This window comes from Mesorhizobium oxytropidicola, assembly GCF_056174625.1.
This window is the reverse complement of record NZ_CM149692.1, coordinates 5293587-5315744: the sequence shown is the minus strand read 5'-3', so window position 1 is coordinate 5315744 and position 22158 is coordinate 5293587. Positions and strand designations below refer to the sequence as shown.

General features: G+C 62.7%; 18 protein-coding genes, 1 tRNA gene and 2 pseudogenes. 10 read left to right on the top strand and 11 right to left on the bottom strand.

The window, feature by feature from the left end; all coding sequences use genetic code 11:
- Nucleotides 1-51: 51 nt before the first annotated feature.
- Nucleotides 52-672 (bottom strand): hypothetical protein, encoded by a 621-nt coding sequence (locus AC0V8S_RS26775; protein ID WP_475434401.1) that lies wholly within the window; start codon nt 670-672, stop codon nt 52-54.
- 469 nt (nt 673-1141) lie between these two features.
- On the opposite strand from AC0V8S_RS26775, the gene AC0V8S_RS26770 reads away from it, so the two are divergent.
- Both AC0V8S_RS26770 and AC0V8S_RS26765 read left to right on the top strand, forming a co-directional pair.
- The gene (locus tag AC0V8S_RS26770) at nt 1142-1708 is read left to right on the top strand and encodes a DpnI domain-containing protein (RefSeq protein ID WP_475434399.1); all 567 of its coding nucleotides are present in this window, start codon (nt 1142-1144) and stop codon (nt 1706-1708) included.
- Nucleotides 1709-1716: 8 nt separating this feature from the next.
- Nucleotides 1717-1917 (top strand): hypothetical protein, encoded by a 201-nt coding sequence (locus AC0V8S_RS26765; RefSeq protein WP_475434398.1) that lies wholly within the window; start codon nt 1717-1719, stop codon nt 1915-1917.
- A gap of 439 nt (nt 1918-2356) precedes the next feature.
- Here the strand turns inward: AC0V8S_RS26765 and AC0V8S_RS26760 are convergent.
- Both AC0V8S_RS26760 and AC0V8S_RS26755 read right to left on the bottom strand, forming a co-directional pair.
- A tRNA-Gln gene (locus tag AC0V8S_RS26760) sits at nt 2357-2430 on the bottom strand.
- Nucleotides 2431-2672: 242 nt separating this feature from the next.
- A complete protein-coding gene (locus tag AC0V8S_RS26755; protein WP_475434397.1) occupies nt 2673-3605 on the bottom strand; it encodes a lysylphosphatidylglycerol synthase domain-containing protein in 933 nt (310 codons plus the stop codon).
- Nucleotides 3606-3960: 355 nt separating this feature from the next.
- Between AC0V8S_RS26755 and AC0V8S_RS26750 the strand changes: the two genes are divergently transcribed.
- Entirely contained in the window at nt 3961-5373 is a 1413-nt protein-coding gene (locus AC0V8S_RS26750; protein ID WP_475434395.1) for a Ppx/GppA phosphatase family protein, read from the top strand.
- A complete protein-coding gene (locus AC0V8S_RS26745) occupies nt 5370-6161 on the top strand; it encodes an RlmE family RNA methyltransferase (RefSeq protein WP_475434393.1) in 792 nt (263 codons plus the stop codon). The genes AC0V8S_RS26750 and AC0V8S_RS26745 overlap by 4 nt, the downstream gene beginning before the upstream one ends.
- Nucleotides 6162-6258: 97 nt before the next feature.
- Here AC0V8S_RS26745 and AC0V8S_RS26740 read toward each other — a convergent pair.
- Nucleotides 6259-7641: pseudogene (locus AC0V8S_RS26740) on the bottom strand (MFS transporter); the annotation flags it as partial.
- A gap of 302 nt (nt 7642-7943) precedes the next feature.
- On the opposite strand from AC0V8S_RS26740, the gene guaB reads away from it, so the two are divergent.
- The 3 genes from guaB to AC0V8S_RS26725 are packed head-to-tail and all read left to right on the top strand — an operon-like array spanning nt 7944 to nt 10471.
- Complete coding sequence (gene guaB / locus AC0V8S_RS26735; RefSeq protein ID WP_183458312.1) at nt 7944-9446, top strand: IMP dehydrogenase; 1503 nt, start codon at nt 7944-7946, stop codon at nt 9444-9446.
- Entirely contained in the window at nt 9397-10023 is a 627-nt protein-coding gene (locus AC0V8S_RS26730) for a hypothetical protein (RefSeq protein ID WP_475434392.1), read from the top strand. The genes guaB and AC0V8S_RS26730 overlap by 50 nt, the downstream gene beginning before the upstream one ends.
- 28 nt (nt 10024-10051) lie before the next feature.
- The gene (locus AC0V8S_RS26725; RefSeq protein ID WP_183458316.1) at nt 10052-10471 is read left to right on the top strand and encodes an MAPEG family protein; all 420 of its coding nucleotides are present in this window, start codon (nt 10052-10054) and stop codon (nt 10469-10471) included.
- A 43-nt stretch (nt 10472-10514) separates the two neighbouring features.
- Here the strand turns inward: AC0V8S_RS26725 and rnd are convergent, their stop codons facing one another.
- The 3 genes from rnd to AC0V8S_RS26710 all read right to left on the bottom strand — a co-directional run bounded on the left by rnd (nt 10515) and on the right by AC0V8S_RS26710 (nt 14001).
- Nucleotides 10515-11666: a ribonuclease D gene (gene rnd / locus AC0V8S_RS26720; RefSeq protein WP_475434390.1), complete on the bottom strand. Its 1152-nt coding sequence runs from the start codon at nt 11664-11666 to the stop codon at nt 10515-10517.
- A 78-nt stretch (nt 11667-11744) separates the two neighbouring features.
- Entirely contained in the window at nt 11745-12986 is a 1242-nt protein-coding gene (locus tag AC0V8S_RS26715; protein WP_475434389.1) for an MFS transporter, read from the bottom strand.
- 109 nt (nt 12987-13095) lie between these two features.
- Complete coding sequence (locus AC0V8S_RS26710; protein WP_475434388.1) at nt 13096-14001, bottom strand: DMT family transporter; 906 nt, start codon at nt 13999-14001, stop codon at nt 13096-13098.
- A 93-nt stretch (nt 14002-14094) separates the two neighbouring features.
- Between AC0V8S_RS26710 and AC0V8S_RS26705 the strand changes: the two genes are divergently transcribed.
- Nucleotides 14095-14961 carry a LysR family transcriptional regulator gene (locus AC0V8S_RS26705; RefSeq protein ID WP_475434386.1) on the top strand — a complete coding sequence of 289 codons (867 nt, stop codon included), beginning with the start codon at nt 14095-14097 and terminating at the stop codon, nt 14959-14961.
- 32 nt (nt 14962-14993) lie between these two features.
- Here the strand turns inward: AC0V8S_RS26705 and AC0V8S_RS26700 are convergent.
- The 4 genes and pseudogenes from AC0V8S_RS26700 to AC0V8S_RS26685 all read right to left on the bottom strand — a co-directional run bounded on the left by AC0V8S_RS26700 (nt 14994) and on the right by AC0V8S_RS26685 (nt 19602).
- Nucleotides 14994-16000, bottom strand: a pseudogene (locus AC0V8S_RS26700) (LacI family DNA-binding transcriptional regulator).
- 151 nt (nt 16001-16151) lie between these two features.
- Nucleotides 16152-17165: a zinc-dependent alcohol dehydrogenase family protein gene (locus AC0V8S_RS26695; RefSeq protein ID WP_475434385.1), complete on the bottom strand. Its 1014-nt coding sequence runs from the start codon at nt 17163-17165 to the stop codon at nt 16152-16154.
- A 31-nt stretch (nt 17166-17196) separates the two neighbouring features.
- Entirely contained in the window at nt 17197-17967 is a 771-nt protein-coding gene (locus AC0V8S_RS26690; RefSeq protein WP_475434383.1) for an L-iditol 2-dehydrogenase, read from the bottom strand.
- Between the two features lie 315 nt (nt 17968-18282).
- Nucleotides 18283-19602 carry an ABC transporter substrate-binding protein gene (locus AC0V8S_RS26685; protein ID WP_475434382.1) on the bottom strand — a complete coding sequence of 440 codons (1320 nt, stop codon included), beginning with the start codon at nt 19600-19602 and terminating at the stop codon, nt 18283-18285.
- Between the two features lie 293 nt (nt 19603-19895).
- On the opposite strand from AC0V8S_RS26685, the gene AC0V8S_RS26680 reads away from it, so the two are divergent.
- Both AC0V8S_RS26680 and AC0V8S_RS26675 read left to right on the top strand, forming a co-directional pair.
- Entirely contained in the window at nt 19896-20876 is a 981-nt protein-coding gene (locus tag AC0V8S_RS26680; protein ID WP_475434380.1) for a tagatose kinase, read from the top strand.
- Nucleotides 20876-22156, top strand: coding sequence for a D-tagatose-bisphosphate aldolase, class II, non-catalytic subunit (locus AC0V8S_RS26675; protein ID WP_475438704.1), 1281 nt, complete (start codon nt 20876-20878; stop codon nt 22154-22156). The genes AC0V8S_RS26680 and AC0V8S_RS26675 overlap by 1 nt, the downstream gene beginning before the upstream one ends.
- Nucleotides 22157-22158: the final 2 nt, after the last annotated feature.

Below are 22158 nucleotides of genomic sequence, written 5' to 3'. Positions count from 1 at the left end.
TCTGGAGGCATGGCAAACGTCTTGAGTGGCACCGCCGGCGCACCAGCCGCCTTAGTTGGTCCCATCGTTTTGCCAGCCGGCCAGCTCGGGCAGGTCGTCAAGCCAACTTTTCTCGCTCATCAAGGCATCGCTGGCCTGCGGTGCAGCCTCTGTGGCGTTTTGGATCAGCCAGTCCACCCACTTCCGATAGGCAACCGGATCAAGCTGGGGCGGCAGCACCTTGGCCTTCAGCAGCATCCGCTTGCGGAAACTGGTCTGCCGGCGGAGCTTGGTCGTCGTGAACTTGATGACCTTGCCTTGGTAGTCAACCGTCCAGCGGTCGCCTCCGAGACTGACAAGGCTGTCGATGGCGAAACCGGCATCAACCGGCCGATCCCGCCAGGGAAGCTCGATGGCATTCTTCCTCAGATCGAGTGCCCAACGCCTGTAGCTGGCCCCCGCACGCTGGGGCGGCAGCACACCGGCCTGTTCGAGCATCTTCCTGCGGAAGGCAGGCTGCTTTTTGAGCTGGCCGGTTGTGAACTCGACGCGATGCCCGCGAAACTCGACATGCCACCGGATCCTTCCGTTGCCGACATACTTCACCAGCCTGTCGATGACGAATTCGCCATCGGAGAGTGTCACGCAGCCTTGGCTGATGCTTTCGACAATGAACTGGCTGTCAGTGACCATTACGCCGCCTCGTACAGGAAACTTGTGCGGAGCTTAGCCAGTGGAGCGCACCAGTGGCCACGGATCTTCTCGGCCGCGCAGTCGTCATCCCCTGTTCGAATTTCGACGGGCTCACCCGATACTGCTTCTGGAAGCGAGAGCCTAGTGCCTCGATCAACCGCCGTTCGATCTGGTCGGCGCCAGCCGCATTGGCGCGCACCAACTCGACCTGCTCGAAGCAACGCTCCTTCGTTCGTGTCCTGGAACGTGATGTAGTTCGGCGGTAGCAAGGTCGCTCGCGAGCGCTGTAGCGAGCGAGTAGCTGGATTTATCAACAAAATTGACTGCTTGTTATCTGTGAGCGACTCGACAAATCTCATATATCATCCATGGAGATAGGCTAAAACGGGCTGCGCTGCCAAGAAATTCTTGATCGTCAATTGCGAAACTGTAAGCTCTAGGCGCTCGTTAAAAGATGGTTTTACCGCGAATGAAATTCGGGTTCGAAGAGACGCAAGCAAAATTTAAAAGTGCATCACAACAAGCCAGAATTTGGACCGAGCAGTGGGCTTCACAATGGATTTATTGCCCTAACTGCGGAAACTCGAGCTTGGAAAAATTCCCCGCTAATTTGCCTGTTGCCGACTTTTTCTGCCGCACGTGCAATGATCAATTCGAACTGAAAAGCCAAAAGAAGCCATTTGGCGCGAAGGTTGCCGACGGAGCCTATTTTACCAAGATCGACAGATTGGCATCAGCTACCAATCCCAATTTGATATTGCTGAATTATGATTTGAGGCAACAAGCGGTAAGGCATGTTTGCGTTGTCCCAAAGCATTTCTTCGTACCAGACATCATCGAGAAGAGGAGCCCACTCGCGTCGACAGCGAGAAGAGCGGGTTGGGTCGGTTCCAATATTTTGCTGAACCGCATCCCGGATGCGGGCCGATATTTGTGGTTAGGAACAGCATCCCGATCCCTAAAGACGACGTCGTCGCTAAATGGCAGCACACCCTTTTTTTGCGTGAGGAAAGGGCAGATGCTCGTGGTTGGCTAATTGAAATAATGAGATGTGTCGATATGATCGGCTCGACTGATTTCGATATCGAGCAAATCTACGCGTTCGAAAGGAAGCTGAGCGCTCTGTATCCGAACAACAGAAATGTGAGACCGAAGATCCGTCAGCAATTGCAATTGCTTAGAGACAACGGATATCTCGAGTTTTTGGCCCGCGGGCGATATCGCGTGAGGAAAGAGAACTGTTGAAGGCCGAGCGGAGGGACATGCCTAAATGTCTTGGTACGCAAATCATTATGAATGCTATAGGTGCGGCGAACATTGGGTAGACGAATGGTCATGCATGTGCGATGACGACTGTCCGAATTGCGGCGCTCGTCATGCTGCGCCAGTTGAAAGTCAAGACCTCACGTGTCTCATTATACCGGATGCGGCAGCTTTTGTAGTCTTAAGATCTCCAGATAGTGCAGAAGACCGCCCCGATTACGAGGAAATCGGACGCTTCGCCAGCAACGCGCTAGCGACGCAATTTCTTGAGGCTGTATCGAATTAGGCGCCATTCGAGAATGACTGCGTCGGCGATGAGGTCGCCCGGTTGACGCCCATGAAGCGTTTCAGACTGCCCGAAATCCATCCCCGTTCGTTCAAAAATATTCTGAGGAAAGGGCGAAAAGCCTATGGGATCAACTGGCTGGGGAACCTGGATTCGAACCAGGACTAACGGAGTCAGAGTCCGTGGGTCTACCGTTAACCTATTCCCCAGCAGGCGCGATCATGGATCGCGCGGGCCGAACGGCTGAGCCGCTTGAGCGCTGCCTTGTAGCCGCCAGCGGAAAATAGTCAAGCCTGCTCTGCGGTTCAAAATGGCCAATCGGAAAAGTTTGCGTGGCCCCTGATCCGCCTGCCGGCGTTCGTCGTTCGAAAAGCCAAGCAGTTGGCTTTTCGTCCGCTGTGCGGACCACTCCTCGACTCCCCGTGAACGGGGAGAAGCCGCCGGGTGCGCCTCAGCTCTCCGTCCGGCTGAACTGCGAGCGTTCGAAGAACAGCACCACGCCCAGTCCGAGAATCAGCGGGATGATGAGATAAAACAGCCGGAACACCAGCAGCGCCGCCAGCACGCCGACCGGCTCCATGTCGGAAAGGCCGGCCAGGAACACCACCTCGAACACACCGAGCCCGCCCGGCGCATGCGAGATCTGAGCGACCGAGAAGGAGACGAGGAAGACGCCGAGCACGACGAAATAGCCGGGATTGTGCATCTCGGGCAGGGCAAAGAAGATGATCGCCGCGGCGGCAATCAGTTCGATCGGGCCAATCAGCAATTGCCTGGCGACGATCGGCAGTGCCGGATAGTGCAGCTGAAAGCTGGCGATCTTCAGCGGGCGCAGATGCAGCGCGCTGCCGAAGATGTAGGCGCTGATGAGAATCAGCATGGCAAGGCCGGCGGCGATCACCAGCCCGTGATGCGGGGCGCCTGTGAAGCGGTCGACGATTTGCGGCTCCAGCACCAGCACCAGACCGCCGGCTAGAAGGCTGGACAGCACGAAGGTGATCCAGCAGATCGCCACCAGCACGCCGACATCCTGGCCGGTCAGCCCTCTGGTGCCGTAGGCTCGGTAGCGGATGACGGCGCCGGAAAACACCGAGCCGCCAATATTGTGCGACAGCGCATAGGTGGTGAAGGAGCACAGCGTCACGAACAGCCACGACACACGCTTGCCGATATGCAGCAGCGCGATGTGGTCGTAGCCGGCGAGCGCGGCATAAGCGATGACGGAACTCAGCCCCGCCAGCACCCAGCCGCGGGTTGGAATGGCGGCGAGCCCATCCCAGACATCGTCGAGCGAAATGCCGCGCAGTTCGTGCCAGAGCAGCAGCAGCGAGAAGATCACCGCGGCTAAGCCGACCACCGGCCAGAAATAGCGTCTCCAGTTCATTGCCCGACTGCCATGCGTTGCGTGTCCGCTTCCTTTTCGTTGGATGGTGGGAGGCCGGCTGCCCGGTGACTTCCGTTCATTTCAGAAATGCCTCATTGAAGCCGGCTATTCAACAGCGAACACTTGTCGCGCCGGCGGCCAGCAAGATCCTCCTGCAGCGAAAGCGCCGCAACGGCAAGCGTTGAGGCATCGGCTTCGACGAGAGTTATCTTCGCCAGCATTGCGCTATCAATCCAGCCTTGCGGCTACATTACGCGGCGGGGCGAAAAGGCGGTTCGCGCCCCAGCCGGCAAAATTCAGCGTGCGGCTCTTGGTGATCGGGCACGGCACTGTTAGTCTGGCGGCAACTTGAAACATGCCAAAGCGCCTGCTGCGTCCGTCATCGGTTCGCGCGGCGCCGGAAGGAACGACAGTGGAAGACCGCGACACCGGCGCAGGCGCGTCGGAGGTGGGCGCGTCCAGCGCTTCCCCAGGGCCATCGGGCCCGGGGACAGCCGGTTGGCAGCAACGTCGCCCGACGGAGCCGCGCTCCGCCGACGGCCAGGCGGGCGACGCGACCCATCACCAGAAGGGCAAGCCCAAGAAGCGGCGCAAGCGAAGGCGCGGGCGCAAGGTTTTTGCGCGCGACGAGTCTCCCCAGGACAATCGATCGGCAGGTAAAGCCGCTGCCCCGGCTTTGGAGCCGAAGCAGCCAACGGCGCCGGCAATCTCGCCTGCCGCTCCAACGCCACGCCCCGAACAGGGCGCGCGCCGGCCTCCGGTGCACGAACTTCCGGTCTTTGCCGCACTCGACCTCGGCACCAACAATTGCCGGCTGCTGGTTGCCGTTCCCACGCGGCACGGCCAGTTCCGCGTCATCGACGCCTTCTCCCGCATCGTCAGGCTGGGTGAGGGGCTCACCGCCAATGGCCGGCTCGGCCAGCCGGCGATGGACCGAGCGGTCGACGCGCTGAAAATCTGCGGCGACAAATTGCGCAGCCGCAAGATCAGGAAGGCCAGGCTGATCGCCACCGAAGCCTGCCGCTCAGCCGAGAACGGCGTCGAGTTCCTCGAACGCGTCGAGCGCGAGGCCGGCCTGAAGCTCGAGATCATCGACCGTCAGACCGAAGCGCGGCTGGCGGTGTCCGGCTGCGGCTCGCTGGTCGAGCGCGACACGCAGGGCGTCGTCCTGTTCGATATCGGCGGCGGCTCTTCGGAGATCGCGCTGATCGATCTTACCGGCCGCCGTTCGCCGCGGCTTGCCAACCACATCGTGTCGTGGACGTCGCTGCCGGTCGGCGTCGTCTCCTTGGCCGAGCGCTTTGGCGGCCGCACGGTGACGCGCGACATCTTCACCGCCATGGTCGACGACGTCGCCGGCCGGCTGGCCGCTTTCGATGGTCGCGACCGGCTGAGCCACCTCAAGGCCAGCCCGAATTTCCATCTGCTCGGCACTTCCGGCACGGTGACGACGCTGGCCGGCGTTCATCTCGATCTGGAACGCTACGACCGGCGTCGGGTGGACGGGCTGTGGATGGACCGCGACAGCGTCGACCGCATGGTGGAGCGACTAGTCGGCTGGGATTTCCAGCAGCGCTGCGCCAACCCTTGCATCGGTGCGGACCGCGCCGATCTGGTGCTGGCCGGCTGTGCTATCCTCGAAGCGATCCGCGCGGTCTGGCCGTCGGAGCGGCTGCGCGTCGCCGACCGTGGCCTGCGCGAAGGTATATTGAGCGAGCTGATGGCCGATGACGGCGTCTGGCGCAACGATGGGCGTGGCAGGGCATGACCAAGAAACCGGAAAACCCAGGATCGGCCGGCATTCGCGTGCTGAAGACGCGGATCAAGAAAAAGAGCGGCCTCAAGGAATCGTCGCGCCGCTGGCTGCAGCGCCACATCAACGATCCCTATGTCCAGCGCTCGAAGGCTGACGGCTACCGTTCGCGCGCGGCCTACAAGCTGATCGAGATCGACGACAAACACCATTTGCTAAAGCCCGGCATGAAGGTGATCGATCTCGGCGCTGCCCCCGGCGGCTGGTGCCAGGTCGCGGCCGCGCGCACGAAATCGACGGCGGAACATCCGCATGTCGTCGGCATCGACTATCTGGAAATGGATGCCGTGCCCGGCGCGCCGGTGTTGTTGATGGATTTCCTCGACGCGGATGCGCCGCAGAAGCTCGCCGAGGCGCTGGGAGGGGATCCGGATATCGTGCTGTCCGACATGGCCGCACCCACCACCGGCCACAAGCGGACCGACCACATCCGCACCATGCATCTGTGCGAGGTGGCGGCCGATTTCGCGTTGTCCGTCCTGAAGCCGGGCGGCCATTTCCTTGCCAAAACCTTCCAAGGCGGCGCCGAAAACGAACTGCTCTCCATGCTCAAGAAGAATTTCCGCTCGGTGCATCACGTCAAACCGCCGGCTTCCCGGGACGAGTCGGTGGAGCTTTATCTGTTGGCCAAGGATTTTAAGGGGCGACAGTCCGGTCCGCCGTCAGGCGGATCGGAACGTCCAGTGGACGTTCCGAAGGACTCGAGCGCCCGGAGCCATAGCGAAGGGCCGGGGGACGCCTAAGCCTAAGCCTAAGCCTAAGCCTAAGCCTAAGCCTAAGCCTAAGCCTAAGCAGGGTCGCCTCACTCCCCGGCGATCTCGCCGGTTCCAGAGTCTTGGGCGTCGTCAGCCGGCCATGGCCGGAGACGGCGTTGCCGGCGTCGGGCGCCAGCCGCATGAACGACAGCGACGCCGCCGCCGATACCGCCGCCACGATGAAGAAGGCGATATGGAAATCGCCCAGCGTCAGCGGTCCGCCATGGATCGAGGTCGAGACTTCCAGGATGCCGCCGGCAAGTGCCACGCCGAGCGCGATCGACAATTGCTGGAACACTGCCGTGATCGGCGTTGCCTTGCTGGTGTCTTCGGCCGACACCTCGGCATAGGAGAGCGCATTGACGCCGGTGAAGAACATTGAGCGGATGAAGCCGCCGACCAGCAATATGGCCAGCATCAGCACATAAGGCGTTTCGGGGGTAAAGAGGCCGTAGATGGCGATCGATGCGGCGGCGACCAGCGAGCCGACGATCAGCACGCGGCGGAAGCCGGCAACGCGAAAAATCAGCGCGGTGACGAATTTCATGCCGATGGCGCCGACCGCCGAGACGAAGGTGATCATACCGGACTGGAACGGCGTCAGGCCAAAGCCGATCTGGAACATCAGCGGCAGCAGGAACGGCACTGCACCGATGCCGATGCGAAACAGCGAGCCACCCAGCACGGAGGAGCGGAACACCTGATTGCGGAACAGTTCGAGCGCCAGCAGCGGATCTTTGGCGCGGCGCGCATGCATCAGGTAGAGCGCGCCTGACAGCAGCCCGACGGCCACCGTGATGAAGCCGGTCGCCGGCGGCAGATAGGGCAGGCTTACGACCGACAAGCCGAACACCACGCCGGATGCTGCCACCCCGCTCAGCACGAAGCCGATGAAATCGAGTGGCGGCGTCTCCATCGATTCGGTTTCCGGCAGGAAGCGTGTGGCCAGCCAGATGCCGATCAGGCCGATCGGCACATTGATCAGGAAGATCCAGTGCCAGGTGAAGTAGGTGGTGATGAAGCCGCCGATCGGCGGTCCGACCAGCGGTCCGACCAGTGCGGGAACGGTCAGCCACGACATGGCGGCGACCAGGTCGCTCTTGGGCGTCGCCCGCACCAGCACCAGGCGGCCGACCGGCGTCATCATGGCGCCGCCAATGCCTTGCAGGAAGCGCGACACCACGAAGGCCGGCAGCGAACCGGAGAAGGCGCAGGCGACCGAGCCGACGATGAACACCGCGATCGCGGCGCGAAAAATGTTCTTGGCGCCGAAGCGGTCGGCCATCCAGCCGCTGATCGGAATGAAGATCGCCAGCGACACCAGATAGGCGGTCAGCGCCAGCTTGAGCGCGATCGGGCTGGTATGGATGTCGACGGCGATCGCCGGCAGCGATGTCGCGATGACGGTCGAATCCATGTTTTCCATGAAAAGGGCGACCGCCAGGATCAGCGGAATGGTGCGATTCACGAGCGTGACCGTTTCAAATTTTCTTTGCGGCCAATTCTCGTTTAGAAAAGGGGAATGAGCCGATATGTGGGGGCGGTTATCACGGCTGGCCACCGATGTCGTGTTAATTTGCTGTCACTTTTGTGCGACCGCAACCACGGGTGGCACAATCAAATGATCGAAGACGCTGTTGTGCAATGCAACGATCGGCTTTTCATCCGCGTCGCGACGTGTTACCAGCCAGCGCCAATCCTGAAAGGGAAGAACGAGTCGGCGCTGTCCATCCTGGTCCAGCGCTTTTTCCGCATTCTAAAGGGCTGGCCATGGCAAAAATCATCGAAACGTCCACCGGCGCGCTGGCGCTGACCTTTGACGACGTGCTTTTGCAGCCGGGTCATTCCGAAGTCATGCCTGGCGAAACCGATGTCCGCACCCGCATTGCCGGCGACATCGATCTCAACGTGCCGATCCTCTCCGCCGCGATGGACACCGTCACCGAGGCGCGTCTTGCCATCGCCATGGCCCAAGCCGGCGGCATCGGCGTCATCCACCGCAATTTCACGCCGGCCGAGCAGGCCGAGCAGGTGCGGCAGGTGAAGAAATTCGAGTCCGGCATGGTGGTCAATCCGGTCACCATCGGTCCGGACGCGACGCTCGCCGACGCGCTGTCGCTGATGCGCACCTATTCCATCTCGGGCATTCCGGTGGTCGAAAATGGTGGCACGGGCGGCCACAAGACTGGCCGGCTCGTCGGCATCCTGACCAACCGCGACGTGCGCTTTGCCTCCGACCCGGCGCAGAAGGTCTACGAATTGATGACCCGTGAGAACCTGATCACGGTCAAGGAGAATGTCGACCAGGACGAGGCCAAGCGGCTTCTGCACCAGCACCGGATCGAGAAGCTTGTCGTCGTCGACAAGCAGGGCAATTGCGTCGGGCTGATCACCGTCAAAGACATCGAGAAGTCGCAGCTCAACCCGCACGCCACCAAGGATGCGCAGGGACGCCTGCGTGCGGCGGCGGCCACCAGCGTCGGCGACGACGGCTTCGAGCGCGCCGAGCGTCTGATCGAGGCCGGCGTCGACCTTCTGGTGATCGACACAGCGCATGGCCATTCGCAGCGCGTACTGGACGCGGTCACCCGCGCCAAGAAGCTTTCCAATTCGGTTCGCATCCTGGCCGGCAACGTCGCCACCGCCGAAGGCACGCAGGCGCTGATCGACGCCGGCGCCGACGCCGTCAAGGTCGGCATCGGCCCGGGCTCCATCTGCACCACCCGCATCGTTGCCGGTGTCGGCGTGCCGCAGCTTTCGGCCATCATGTCGGCGGTCGAGACGGCGCACAAATCGGGTGTGTCGGTGATTGCCGATGGCGGCATCAAATATTCCGGCGATCTCGCCAAGGCTCTGGCTGCCGGGGCAAGCGCCGCGATGATCGGCTCGCTGCTGGCCGGTACCGACGAAAGCCCGGGCGAGGTCTATCTGCACCAGGGCCGCTCCTTCAAGGCCTATCGCGGCATGGGTTCGGTCGGCGCCATGGCGCGGGGCTCGGCCGATCGCTACTTCCAGGCCGAGGTGCGCGACACCCTCAAACTGGTGCCGGAAGGCATTGAAGGCCAGGTCCCGTACAAAGGACCTGTGTCTGGCGTGCTGCACCAGCTTGCAGGCGGGCTAAAAGCCGCTATGGGTTATGTCGGTGGCCGCGATCTTGCCGATTTCCGCGACCGCGCCACTTTTGTGCGCATATCCAACGCCGGACTTCGTGAAAGCCACGCCCATGACGTCACGATTACCCGCGAAAGCCCGAACTATCCCGGCGGAGCCTGAACAATACGGGCTCGGGCGGAGCCTGATCGCGACGATCCTGCGGCTGCCCCGTCACGCGGCCGCACTGTGTTTCCTGTCGGCGGCTGTCTTCATCGCCATGACGGTGCTGGAATTCCTCTATTTCCGTCAGTTGAGCGGCGGCCTGCCGTCGCTCGACATGCGCTATTTCGGTTTCACCCCCGACGAAGGCATGGCCTGGCTGACGGCGCTCGGCCGGCGCGGCGGCGAGATCATTCTGGTCTGGCACTATCTGACCTTCGATCTCCTGTTTCCGGCGCTGCTGTCGCTGACCCTGGTCAGCCTGATCCTGGCCACCGGCCGGCGCCTGAAGACTTTCCGCACGCTGCCGGGGCAGGTGCAGTCGATCGTCGCGCTTGTTCTGGTGCTGCCCTACACGCTTGCCGATTATGCCCAGAACATCGCCGTGGCGCGGCTTCTGTCCGATTTCCTGTCGGCCAACCCGGATTCGCTGTCTTTGGCTTCGGTGCTGATCGTCACCAAATTCGCGCTTCTCGCCATCCCGCTGGTCGTCATCGCGATTCTTGCCCTGGTGGGCCAGAAGCCGCGCCAGGGGTGATCAAGGTTTAGCAGGACAGGGGCACACCATGAACCAGACCGCGATCTTCTGGCCTGTTCTGGCGCAAGTTCTGCTGGTCTATATCGTTTACGTCGTGATGGGCCGGCGCCGGTTCGTCGCGGTGAAGTCGGGCGAGGCCAAGGTCGGCCAGTTCAAAACGCGTTCGACCGAGCCTGCATCCAGCGTCACCGTTGCCGCCAATCTCTGCAACCAGTTCGAACTGCCGGTGCTTTTCTATGTGCTGTGCCTGACGCTCCACGTCACCAACGGCGTCAACTATCTGACCTTGGCGCTGATGTGGATTTTCGTCGCCTCGCGCTATTTCCACGCCTGGGTGCACCTGACCAGCAACAATCTGCGATTGCGCAGCCGCACTTTCTTCGCAGGCGCGGCCGTGCTGGCGCTGGCCTGGATTTGGTTCGCGCTGCACCTGCTGGGAGCGGTCTGAGCAGAGCAGTTCTTCCTTCTCCCACAAGGGGAGAAGGAAGAAGCTACAAATCGAACACCGCTATTTTTCGCTTGTCGAATTTTATCCCGATCTCGCCGCGCACCAGCTTCAGTGCCGCCTCGCCGAAGACGGCGCGCCGCCATCCTTGCAGCGCCGGCACATCGGCATCCTCGCCCTCGGCCGCGATGCGGTCGATGTCGTCGCTGGAAGCCAGCACCTTCGAGGCTACGCCCTGCTTTTCAGCGACGATCCTGAGCAGCACTTTCAACAGTTCCGCCGCGGCACTTGAGCCTTCCGGTGGCTGGAAATTCTTCGGCAGTTTCGGCATCTGCTCCTTGGGCAGGGCAAGTGCGGCATTGACCGCTCCAAGCAGGGCCGTCGCCGTCGAGGAGCGCTCCCAGCCTTTTGGCGTGGTGCGCAGCTTGCCAAGGGCGGCCGCATCGCGCGGTGCCTGCTGCGCCACCTCGTAGATCGCATCGTCCTTGAGCACGCGGCCGCGCGGCACGTCGCGTTCCCTGGCCTCGCGCTCGCGCCATGCCGCAACGGCCTGCACGATCGCCAGTTCCTGCGGCTTGCGCAGCCGCATCTTCAGCCGCTTCCAGGCGTCCTCCGGGTGCGGATCGTAGGTCTCGCGCGAGGTCAGGACGTCCATCTCTTCGTTCAGCCAGTGGGCGCGGTTTTCCCGCTCCAACTCGGCGCTGAGGTGCTGATAGACCTCGATCAGATGGGTAACGTCGGCCAGCGCATAGTCGAGCTGCTTGTCGGACAGCGGCCGGTGGCGCCAGTCGGTGAAGCGCGAAGACTTGTCGAGCCGCGCCCCGGTGATGCGCTGCACGAGCTGGTCGTAGGAAACGCTGTCGCCGAAGCCGCAAACCATTGCCGCGACCTGCGTATCGAACACCGGATGCGGAACGAGATCGCCGAGATGGACGATGATTTCGATGTCCTGCCGGGCGGCATGGAAGACTTTCACCACCGCCTCATTGGCCATCAGCCTGAAGAAGGGCGCCAGGTTGATGTCGGGCGACAGCGGATCGATCAGCGCGGTGACGCCAGGCGCCGCCATCTGGATCAGGCACAGGATTGGCCAGAAGGTCGTTTCGCGGATGAACTCGGTGTCGACGGTGACGAAATCCGACTTTTCGAAAGCGGCGAGAACGGTCTCGAGTTCTTTCTGGGTGGTGATGACGTGCATCAAATCGCTTTTGGCAGGAGTAAGGTCTTCCTAGATTTCAGCCGGGAAGGCTTTCGTCAAGCTTTGGCGCCTCCATCATCAGCTTCCCGGGTCATCGGAATCGCCATTCCGCCTGGCCAGCCGCGCGAAAATGGTAGAAGTGCGCAACAGTGCGGTGAAGCGGCTGCGCTTGCCCACGGGCACGCCGGACCGCGCCTGCATGCGGTAGAGGATGACGGCGATGAAGATCGCGTAGACGGTGGCACTGAACACGAACAGCGAGCTCGGCCCGAAATGCTGCATCGCGGTGGAGGCGGCGAAAGGGCCACCGATGGCGCCGAAAGAGTAGAACAGCATCAGCGCCGCATTGATCAGCACGAACTCGCCCGTGTCGGCGCGGTCGTTGGAATGCGGCGCCGACAGCGAATAGAGCGGCATGGCGAAACAGCCGAAGATGAAGATGATGATGAAGTTGAGCAGCGGATTGCTGCCGGCGATGAACACCAGCGCCAAAGCGGAAAGCATCGCGCAGCAGGTCGTCATCAACAGCACCCGGCGCCGGTCCCAGCGGTCGGAGAGGTAGCCGAGCGGATACTGGATAATGGCACCGCCAAAGATGCCGACGCTGACGAAGGTGACGACATCGGCGACCGACATGCCGATCTGTTCGGCATAGACCGGCGACAGCGTGCGAAACGCGCTGTTGGTGACGCCGACGGCGATGCATCCGAAGCAGCCGAGCGGCGAAATGCGCCAGACGCGCGCCAGGTCGAGCTTGACCTCCTCCGGCGGCGTCGGGTTGGAACGGTCGCCGAGCGAGACCGGCACCAGCGACAGTGTGATCATGATCGACATGATGGCGAAGATGGTGAAGCCGCCGGCGCCGAAGACAGGGATCAGGAACTGGGCTGATGTCACCGAGCCGGTATCGACCATCCGGTAGATCGCCAGCACGCGGGCGCGGTCCTTGTTGGTGACGCCGGAATTCAGCCAGCTTTCGACGATGGTGAACAGCCCGGCGAAACAGAAGCCGCCGGCAAAGCGCACCGCGCACCACATCACCGGATCGAGGACCAGCACCAAAAGCAGAGTGCCGACCGAGGCGATCGCGGCAAGTGCCGAAAACGCCCTGATATGGCCGACCGCCTTCATGATGCGGGTGATGGCCAGGCAACCGAGCAGAAAGCCGGCGAAATAGAAGGTGCCCATCAGGCCGATGTCGGAAGCGGGAAACCCTTCCTGCGCGCCGCGCAGTGCAATCAGCGTGCCCTGCAGCCCATTGCCGCCGAGCAGGATGCCGGCGGCGAGAAGGAGCGGGATCAGCGGGCGGATGGACGACATGAAGAAGCAATCACGGATCGGTGATCCCTTCTTGAACCATCGCTTTGGTCAATGCCAGCGCAATTCCCCATGCCAACAGGGATGATCGGTGTATCCAGCTGAATTTGGTTCAGGAAGGCCGGCGCCGGGCCTCCCGATGTCTTGAGCCGAACCCTGCTCCCGATGTGATCGCTATTCCGGCGAGGACCGCGATAAGCCCAATAATCAGCTTCGCGCTCACCTGCTCGCCCAGGAAGACGACACCGAAGATCGATGCGGTGACCGGATTGACCGCAACGGAGACGGCAACCAGTGTCGGCGCCGCGCGTCCAAGCGCGAAGGCCCACAGGAAGAAAATCAAGGCGCCGCAGATTATGGCCAGATAACCGGCCGCGATCCACTGAGGGGTGCCAAGCGTGGCAAGCCGCGCGAACCCTCCGCTCGACGCCACCAGGGCCGACAGGCAGACCGCACCCACGCCCATGCCAAACGCCACGAACGGGATCGGCGCTGTGCGGGACAGAAAGGGTCGCGACCAGACATTGTAGAGCGCCATGCAGCATGCGGCGGCGACCATGAGCAGGTCTCCGCGCCATGCACCCGGGGGAGCGGTCGCCAGGCTGGTGCCGAGTGCGATGGCCACCCCAGCCATGGCAATCAGGACGCCGACGATCTTGCGCATGGTCGGCGTCTCGATCCTCAGAACCGCCCCGGCAAGCATGGTGAGCAGGGGCAGTGTCGACAGTGCCAGGGCTCCGCGTGCCGCCGTCGTGTAGACAAGGGCTCCATTGAAGAGCACAGGAAACAGGCCGAAGAACAAGACACCCAATGCGCCGACGCCGGGCCAGTCGCTCTTCAGTGGCCATTTGTCCCGCCGCATCAGCGCCACGGCGACCAGGACCAGAAACCCGCCGCCGAAACGGACCGCGCCGATGGTGAGAGGATCGAGCGTGCCTGCAAGATATCGCGTTGCGCCAACCGCCGTGCCGCCAAGAGCACTGGAGAGAATTGCCGCGAGCACGCCCAGAATTTCCATTGTTCCCGACCTCTGCCAGTTCGGTGTCAGCGATATCGGGCAGGCGGATCGAAAGGAATCGAATAAGCTCAATGAGTTTGATAATGTTTCGCTATGAACACCCCAAGCCTCGATCCCGACCTGCTGCGCGCCTTCGTCGTTGTTGCCGACCGCCTTTCGTTCACGCGCGCCGCCGAGCAGCTCAATCGAACGCAGGCCGCCGTCAGCCTGCAGGTCAAACGTCTCGAGGAACGCCTCGACACCGCCCTGTTTCGCCGCTCGACCGCTCGCGTTGAACTGACGGCCGCCGGGGAGGGCTTTCTGACCGATGCACGCCGCATCCTTGCCCTCAATGAGCAGGCGATTGCACGTGTTTCCAATCAGCGGGTGGCTGGACACGTTCGCATCGGGGTCATGGAGGACTATGGCACTAAGATCCTGCCGCGCCTCCTCGCCGACATTGCCGAGCGATTTCCGCTGGTGCAGGTCGACATGGAGATCGGTCTCACGGCTCTGCTTCTCAAACGGCTCGGTTCATCGTTCGACGCGGTCATCGCCATGCATCCGGAAGGCACGGTCGAGGGTGATCTGATATGCCGCGAAAGGGCGATTTGGGCGGCTGCTGCGACCCGTGCCGTCGAGGAGACCGATCCGCTGCCCGTTGCCTTGTCCTATCCCGATTGCCTGTTTCGCGCCTGGGCCGTCGAGGCACTCAACACAGCAGGCCGGCCATGGCGATTCGCCTATGTCAGCCCGAGCCTCGCCGCCACGGAGGCAATCGTCGAGCAGGGCCTGGCAATCACCGTGGTCAAAGGCAGCATGCTTGCACCCGGCTTGCGGGGCGTCCATCCGGGTCGACATGTGCCGCATCTGCCCGGGGCCGAGATACGCCTTCATCGGGCCGCAAAATCTTCCGCCGGCACTGCATTGGTGGTCGATCACCTCGCACAGCGCCTGCGGCTGTCAGCGTTGGGTTCATAGGATTCGCCAGCCTTCAAGGTCGCCGAGAGCGCTCAGGCCGAGCTTCGCAGCATGAGTTCGGCGTTGAGCAGGATGCGCCCGCTGCCTGGTTTGGCCGAGGAGTCTTCATCCAGCCTCTGCAGGAGAAGTTCGATGGCCAGGCGGCCGATCTCATTGTAGTTTTGCGCAACGGTCGTGATCGGCGGGCAGGCGTAGCGCGACAGCGGATGGTCGTCGTGTCCCGCGACCCGCAAATCGCAGTCCGGGCCGTGGCCCACCTTCAGGCCCAGATGATAGGCGGCCGCGATGACGCCGAAGGCGACACGGTCATTGGCGCAAAGCACTGTCTTGGTGGCAAAGCCCTCCGCCTTCAGGATGCGAAGCGCTTCGTCGTAGCCGAACTTCTCGAAATCCCATGACCGCGCATCAGTGACGGGCACGATTTCGGGTATCATCTTGAACTGCTGCATGGCCTCGATATAGGCCTCCTGTCTGGCCGAGGCGTTGTTATTGACCAACGGCATGGCGAAGTAGCAGGGCGGTTCGCCGGACCGGCAGAGATAGTCGACGATCAGCCTGAAACTCTGCCTGTTGTCGGTGCCGACGAACGAGGAGGTCTCGTCAAGCGGCGAGTCGACATAGATCAGCGGGATGCTTGATCCGAGTTCCGCGAGTATCCGGTGATGGGACTGCACGCCGAGCGGCGCGATGATGGCACCGGCAATGTTCATCGACCTGAATGTCTGGATCGCCTGGTCCTCCATCTCGGCGTGCCCGTCGGAGGACAGCACAAATGCCAGGAATCCGGCTTCGTTGGCGATCGTTTCGATGCGACGCGTCAGCGCCATGTAGAACGGATCCGTCGAATTCGGAATGATGACGCCGAGAATGTTGCTGCGGCGGCGGTTGAGATTGACGGCGAACATGCTCGGCCGGAAGCCGGATTTCTTTTGCGCGGCCTCGATCACGGTTCGAGTGTTTTCCGCACCGAGCCGGGATCGTTGAAATATTTGGAAACGGTGGTGCGAGACAGGCCGACAAAGGCTGAGAAGTCCTCCATCGTCCTTATCGTCTTTACCATCCGTGGGCTCCTTGTTCGAAATGCTGTCGTCACTGTCTACTTGAGTCACCTTTTCGCGGAAAGGAGGAGGGATGTGCTTTCCAAATGAGGAATCTGCCTGTGGCCCCGGGCGCGGCTGTACTCATTGAGATCACGACTCAGCTGAAAACTGTACTTTCATCGTCGCCGGGTCGCCGCTGCTCTTGGCGAAGAACGGCAGCAGTTCGGAAAGCGGCAGCTGGTGGCTGACAAGCCGTGCCATCGTGCCGTCGTCGCGTTTAAGGATGTCGAGCGCCTGGGGGATGTTGCGGTTCAGCGAATGCGACCCCGCCAGTCTGATCTGCCGGCGGAAAATCTCGAACGGGGCGACCGAGATCCTGGCATCGGGCGCGCAGACGCCGAAGACCAGTGCCGTGCCGCCATCGGCGGTGAAACCGATCATGCCTTCGACCACCTTGGCGACGCCGGTGGCATCGGCGACGAAATCGAAGCCGCGCGCTCTTGCGGCGAGTTCCTGCGATCCGGATACCAACGGTTCCAGTCCGAGAGCCTCGGTGAAGGCAAGCCGCTGTTCGCTGATGTCGGCGACCGCCACGCTGCCCACCCCCTTGGCCTTGAGCGACAGCGCCATGAGCAGGCCGATCGGACCGGCGCCGAAGACCAGCGCATTGCCGGGTACGGTCTTGCCCGCCTCGACGCCGGCGCTACCCAGGCCGTTGAGCACGCAGGCGAGCGGTTCGGCAAGTGCTGCCGTATCGAAGGCGAGATCGCCGATGTTGTGCAGATGAGCGACAGCCACGAGGCTGAACTCGGCGAAGCCGCCATTTTCGGTCACGCCATAGGCTTTCAGCGAGGCGCACAGATTGGTCAGGCCTTTCCGGCAGGCGGCACAATGCCCGCACGGTATGTTGGGATCGATTGCGACCCGGTCGCCGGGCTTGACCGTCACGACATCGTCGGCGACCGCCTCGACAGTGCCGGCATATTCATGACCGGGGACCAGCGGAAACGCGCCCACGCCGTAGCGGCCATGCAGCACCTCGATGTCGGTGTGGCAAAGCCCGGCCGCACGGACGCGGACCAAGGCATGGCCGGCTTTGATGCGGGGCATTTCGAGGTCCGCCATGCCGGCGACGCCGGCCGCGGCAAATCGTATGGCTTTCATCTCAGTCTCCCTTGACCTTGCGCAACGGGCTTCAGCTCATCCAGTTGCCGCCGTCGACATTATAGGTCTGCGCCAGGATGTAGTCGCTGTCGGAGGAGGCGAGGAACACGGCAAGCCCCGCAATATCCTCGGGGTTTGCGAAACGGCCGATCGGGACGGACTTTGCCACCGCCGCCTTCTTTTCTCCCGGCTTCAGGCCCTCCCAGCGGGCAAAGTGGGCGTCGACGACATCCCAGTGCTCGCCGTCGACGACGCCGGGCGCGATGGCATTGACGTTGATGCCATGCTTGACCAGCGCCAGCGCCGCCGACTGCGTCGCCGAGATAATCGCTGCCTTGGAGGCGCAGTATAGCAGCACCAGCGCCTCGCCGCGGCGGCCGGCCTGGCTGGCCATGTTGATGATCTTGCCGCCGCGGCCGCGCTTGATCATCAGATTGGCCACCGCCTTCATGATGAACAGCGGTCCCTTGAGATTGATATCGAAGACCTTGTCGTAGCTTGCTTCGGTGATATCGGTGATCGGCGCCATGTCGAAGATGGCCGCATTGTTGACGAGGATGTCGATTCCGCCGGACGCTTGGTCGACCTCCGCCGCCACCCTTTCGATCGCATCGAGGTCGGTGACATCGAGCTTGACGGCGCTGGCCGCCGGACCGATCGCGGTGGCCGCCCGCGTGGCGCGTTCGATGTCGATATCGGCGATCACAACCTTGGCGCCTTCGCGCGCATAGGCTTGCGCGAAGCCGAGGCCAATGCCGCGCGCGCCACCGGTGATCAGGGCCGTCTTGCTCTTCAGTTTCATGTCCAGTTCCAGCCTTTCCTGACTGTTCGAAAACGGTGTCGTTGCGGTCAGCCGGCGTCCGGCGCATGGCTGGGCTTTTTCGCAATTCCAGGCGCAAGCCGTCAGGCTCTTTTGCCCTGATTGCCGCGAGGAACGCACGGACCTGCCGATTGCTCACGCAATTCCGGAGGGAAAACCGCACCGCAATTTTCCTGGAGTTGCCTCGGCCGATCCGTGCATCCTCCCGGCCCGCTGCAACGGGAGGTATGACAGGCCGGGATCGCCAGGAGGCGGCGCACGTTCCGCCCCCTGGTCTGGTCGTGTGGCTCGAGCCCGCTATTTGATGTAGCCCGCTTCCGTCATCGTCTTCTCCACGGCGGTCTCGGCGCCGTTCAGCGCATCATCGACCGACTGCTGACCGGTCACCGCAGCGGCAATCGCCTGACCGACATCGGTTCCAATGCCCTGGAATTCGGGGATGGCGACGAACTGGATGCCGGTATAGGGAACCGGATCCTTGGTCTGCTTGGTCGGGTCGGCGGATTCGATCGCGGCAAGGACTGTCGCGGCGAAGGGCGCCGCCTTCTGGTAGTCGGCGCTGGCATAGGTCGACTTGCGCGTTCCCGGAGGTGCCGCGACCCAGCCTTCGGTCTCGCCGACGCGCTGGACATAGGCTTTCGAGGTCGCCCATTTGACGAAGGATTTCGCCACATCCGCCTTCTTGGTCGAGGTCGGGATGGCGAGGCTCCATGCCCAGCCCCAGGCCGAACCGTTTGGCGTGACCGCCACCGGTGCCTTGGCGAAGGCAACCTTGTCGGCGACCTTGCTCTGCTTGGGATCATAGACGCGACCCGCGGCGGACGTGGCGTCGATCCACATGGCGCAATGGCCGGAGGCGAACAAGGTCTGGTTCTCGTTGAAGCCGTTGGAGCTTATTCCCGGAGGTCCATCCTTCTTCATCGTGTCGACATACCAGCCGATCGCCTTCTTCCACGCATCCGAATTGAGCTGCGGCTTCCAGTCCATATCGAACCAGCGGCCGCCGAACGTGTTCACCAGCGTGCCGACAAAGGCCATGTTCTCGCCCCAGCCCGGCTTGCCGCGCAGGCAAAGGCCGTATTGCTCCTTCGACTTGTCGGTGAGCTTGTCGGCGAATTCCGTGATCTGGTCATAGGTCGGCTGCTCCGGCATCTTCAGGCCGGCGGCGTCGAACAGATCCTTGCGGTAGAGTGTGAACGAGCTTTCGGCGTAGAAGGGCACGGCATAGAGCTTGCCGTCGACCGTCAAACCGCTGCGCACCGGCGCGATCAGGTCGTCATAGTCATAATCGTCGCCGAGATCGTTGAGCGATGTCAGCCAGCCGCTCTTGCCCCAGATCGGCGTCTCATAGCCGCCGATCGTCATCACGTCGAACTGGCCGCCCTTGGTGGCGATGTCGGTGGTGACCCGCTCGCGCAGCACGTTTTCCTCGAGCACCACCCAGTTCACCTTGTTTCCTGTCGCCTTCTCCCATTCGGGCGACAGCTTCTGCATGATGATCATGTCGCCATTGTTGACCGTCGCAACCGTGATCTCCTCGGACAGGGCGGCATTTGCCGCCAGTGCCGAAACGGCGGCCGACAGGCCAAGAATTCCGATACGCTTACCGATAGGCATTTCGTCTCCTCCTTTACGAATGCGCATGTGTAAGTGAACATGCGTACATATTTTATTGCGCTACAGGAAAGCCAAGTCAAGCGTATCGTCGTCGGATTCTGGCCTCCGTGCCTTCGCTCGGCGTATGATAGTTCGTCGTTCGAGGTGATATGGAAAGCCGCATGCGAAGCAAATTAAGTGGACATGCGTACAGTTTTTGTTGACTTCAACCTTACTCCGATTTACCTCGGCTGCGGACCGGCGCTATCGTGCAGTCGGCGCGCCGCCGGCTGGGGGAGAAGGAATTGCAGGAAATGAACCGTCGAAGGGAGATCGCCTCCGAGCCCACGGGGCCGACGATAGTCGCGGGCGAAATCCTGGTCGAGATCATGGCGACGGAGCGGGGTCTGGGCTTCCTCGAGCCGCTGACGCTGATGGGCCCCTATCCGAGCGGGGCACCGGCCATCTTCATCGACCAGGTCGCAAGGCTCGGCGGCGCCGCCGGCCTCATCGGCTGCGTCGGCCGCGACGATTTCGGAACCATCAATTTGGACAGGCTCCGGCGCGACGGCGTCGACGTCTCGGCTGTGGCGGTCAGCGACCGCTACCCGACGGGAAGCGCGTTCGTGCGCTACAGGCCGGACGGCGGCCGGGACTTCGTCTACAACATTGCCGAATCCGCCGCCGGACAGATCCGGCTTACCGCCGAGGCGCGCGAGCTGGCGGACAAGGCAGGTCATCTGCATGTCATGGGGTCGACCCTGTCCGTATCCGGGCTGAAGGAGATCGTCGCCTATGCCTTAAAGGCCGTGCGTGCCCGCGGCGGCTCGACCTCCTTCGATCCGAATGTGCGCAAGGAGTTGATCGACGGCGCCGACGGCGCGCAATTTTCCGCACTGGTCGACGATGCGGATCTGCTGCTGCCTTCCGGCGACGAGCTGCTTGCCGCGGCGGGCGTCGATGACGAACGCCAGGCAGTTGCAGCGCTGATCGCCAGAGGCGTCGGCGAGATTGTGCTGAAGCGCGGCGCAGCCGGTTCTACCCGTTTCGGCGCCGACGGCAGCAGGATCGACTGTGCCGGCTTCCTGGTCGAGGAAGTCGACCCCACCGGCGCCGGCGACTGTTTCGGCGCGACCTACCTGACCTGCCGGCGCAAGGGGATGGAGCCTGCCAAGGCGCTGTTTTATGCCAATGCCGCCGGCGCCCGCAACGTCACGCGGCGTGGGCCCATGGGGGGCCTTGCCGGCTTCGATGTGCTTGACGATTTCATTGCCGGGACACAGAGGGCGACATGATGGCCAATCCGCTTGCAGCTCTCGCCACCGCGCGCAGAAACGGGTCGCCTTACGGCATCACCTCGATCTGCTCGGCCCATCCGCTGGTGATCCAGACGGCGATCAGGCGTGCCGTCGCCGACAAGGAAGCCTCGCTGCTGATCGAGGCAACCTGCAATCAGGTCAATCAGTTCGGCGGCTACACCGGGATGACCCCGGACCTGTTCGTCGCCTTCGTGCTGGAGATCGCCAGCAGGGAAGGTCTCGACCCCCAGCGCATCATCTTTGGCGGCGACCATCTCGGACCGAATCCGTGGCGCGCGGAGCCGGCCGCACAAGCGATGAGCAAGGCCGAGGCCATGGTCACCGCTTACGTCTGGGCCGGTTTCAGCAAGATCCATCTCGACGCGTCGATGGGTTGTGCCGGCGAGCCGGCGGCGCTGGATGACGAGACCATCGCGACCCGGGCGGCGCGACTGGCCAAGGCGGCAGAAAAGGCGGCGCGCGCGGCCGGCGGCGCATTGCCGGTCTACATCATCGGCACCGAGGTTCCTGCCCCGGGCGGCGTCGATCATGCAATCAGCGAGCTCAGACCCACCGAGGCGGCGGCGGCGCGCCGCACCATCGAGGTGCATCGCGAAATCTTTGCCCGCGAGGGTCTGGCGGAAGCGTTTGGCCGCGTCATTGCCGTGGTCGTGCAGCCCGGCGTCGAATTCGGCAGCCAGAACGTCGTCGCCTACAGGCCGGAGGCGTCGAAGGCACTGACCGGACTGCTCGATGAAGAGCCGTCGCTCGTCTACGAGGCGCATTCCACCGACTACCAGAGCCGCGCGGCGTTGACCGCGCTTGTCGGCAACGGCTTTCCGATCCTTAAAGTGGGTCCGGGCCTGACCTTTGCCTTGCGCGAGGCGCTTTACGGGCTTGACCTGATCGCCAGCGAAATGATCGCGGACTATGGCGACAGGTCGCTTGCCCGCACGATGGAACGCGTGATGCTGGCAGCGCCCGGCCATTGGCACAGCCACTATCATGGCAATGAAGCAAGCCTCCATCTGCAGCGGCATTACAGCTACAGCGACCGCATTCGCTACTACTGGAACAACCCCGCCGCCGGCGTCGCCGTCGGCCGTCTGCAAGAGGCGCTCGACGGCGTCAGCATTCCCGCAACGCTGATGCGGCAGTTCCTGCCGATGGTGCCGGCCGGGCTCGGGCTGGCGGGGAATCCAAACGCCATCCTTCACGACGCGATCGGCCAGGTGCTGGCCGACTACGACGCGGCTTGCCGTGGGAACACTGCCTGAGC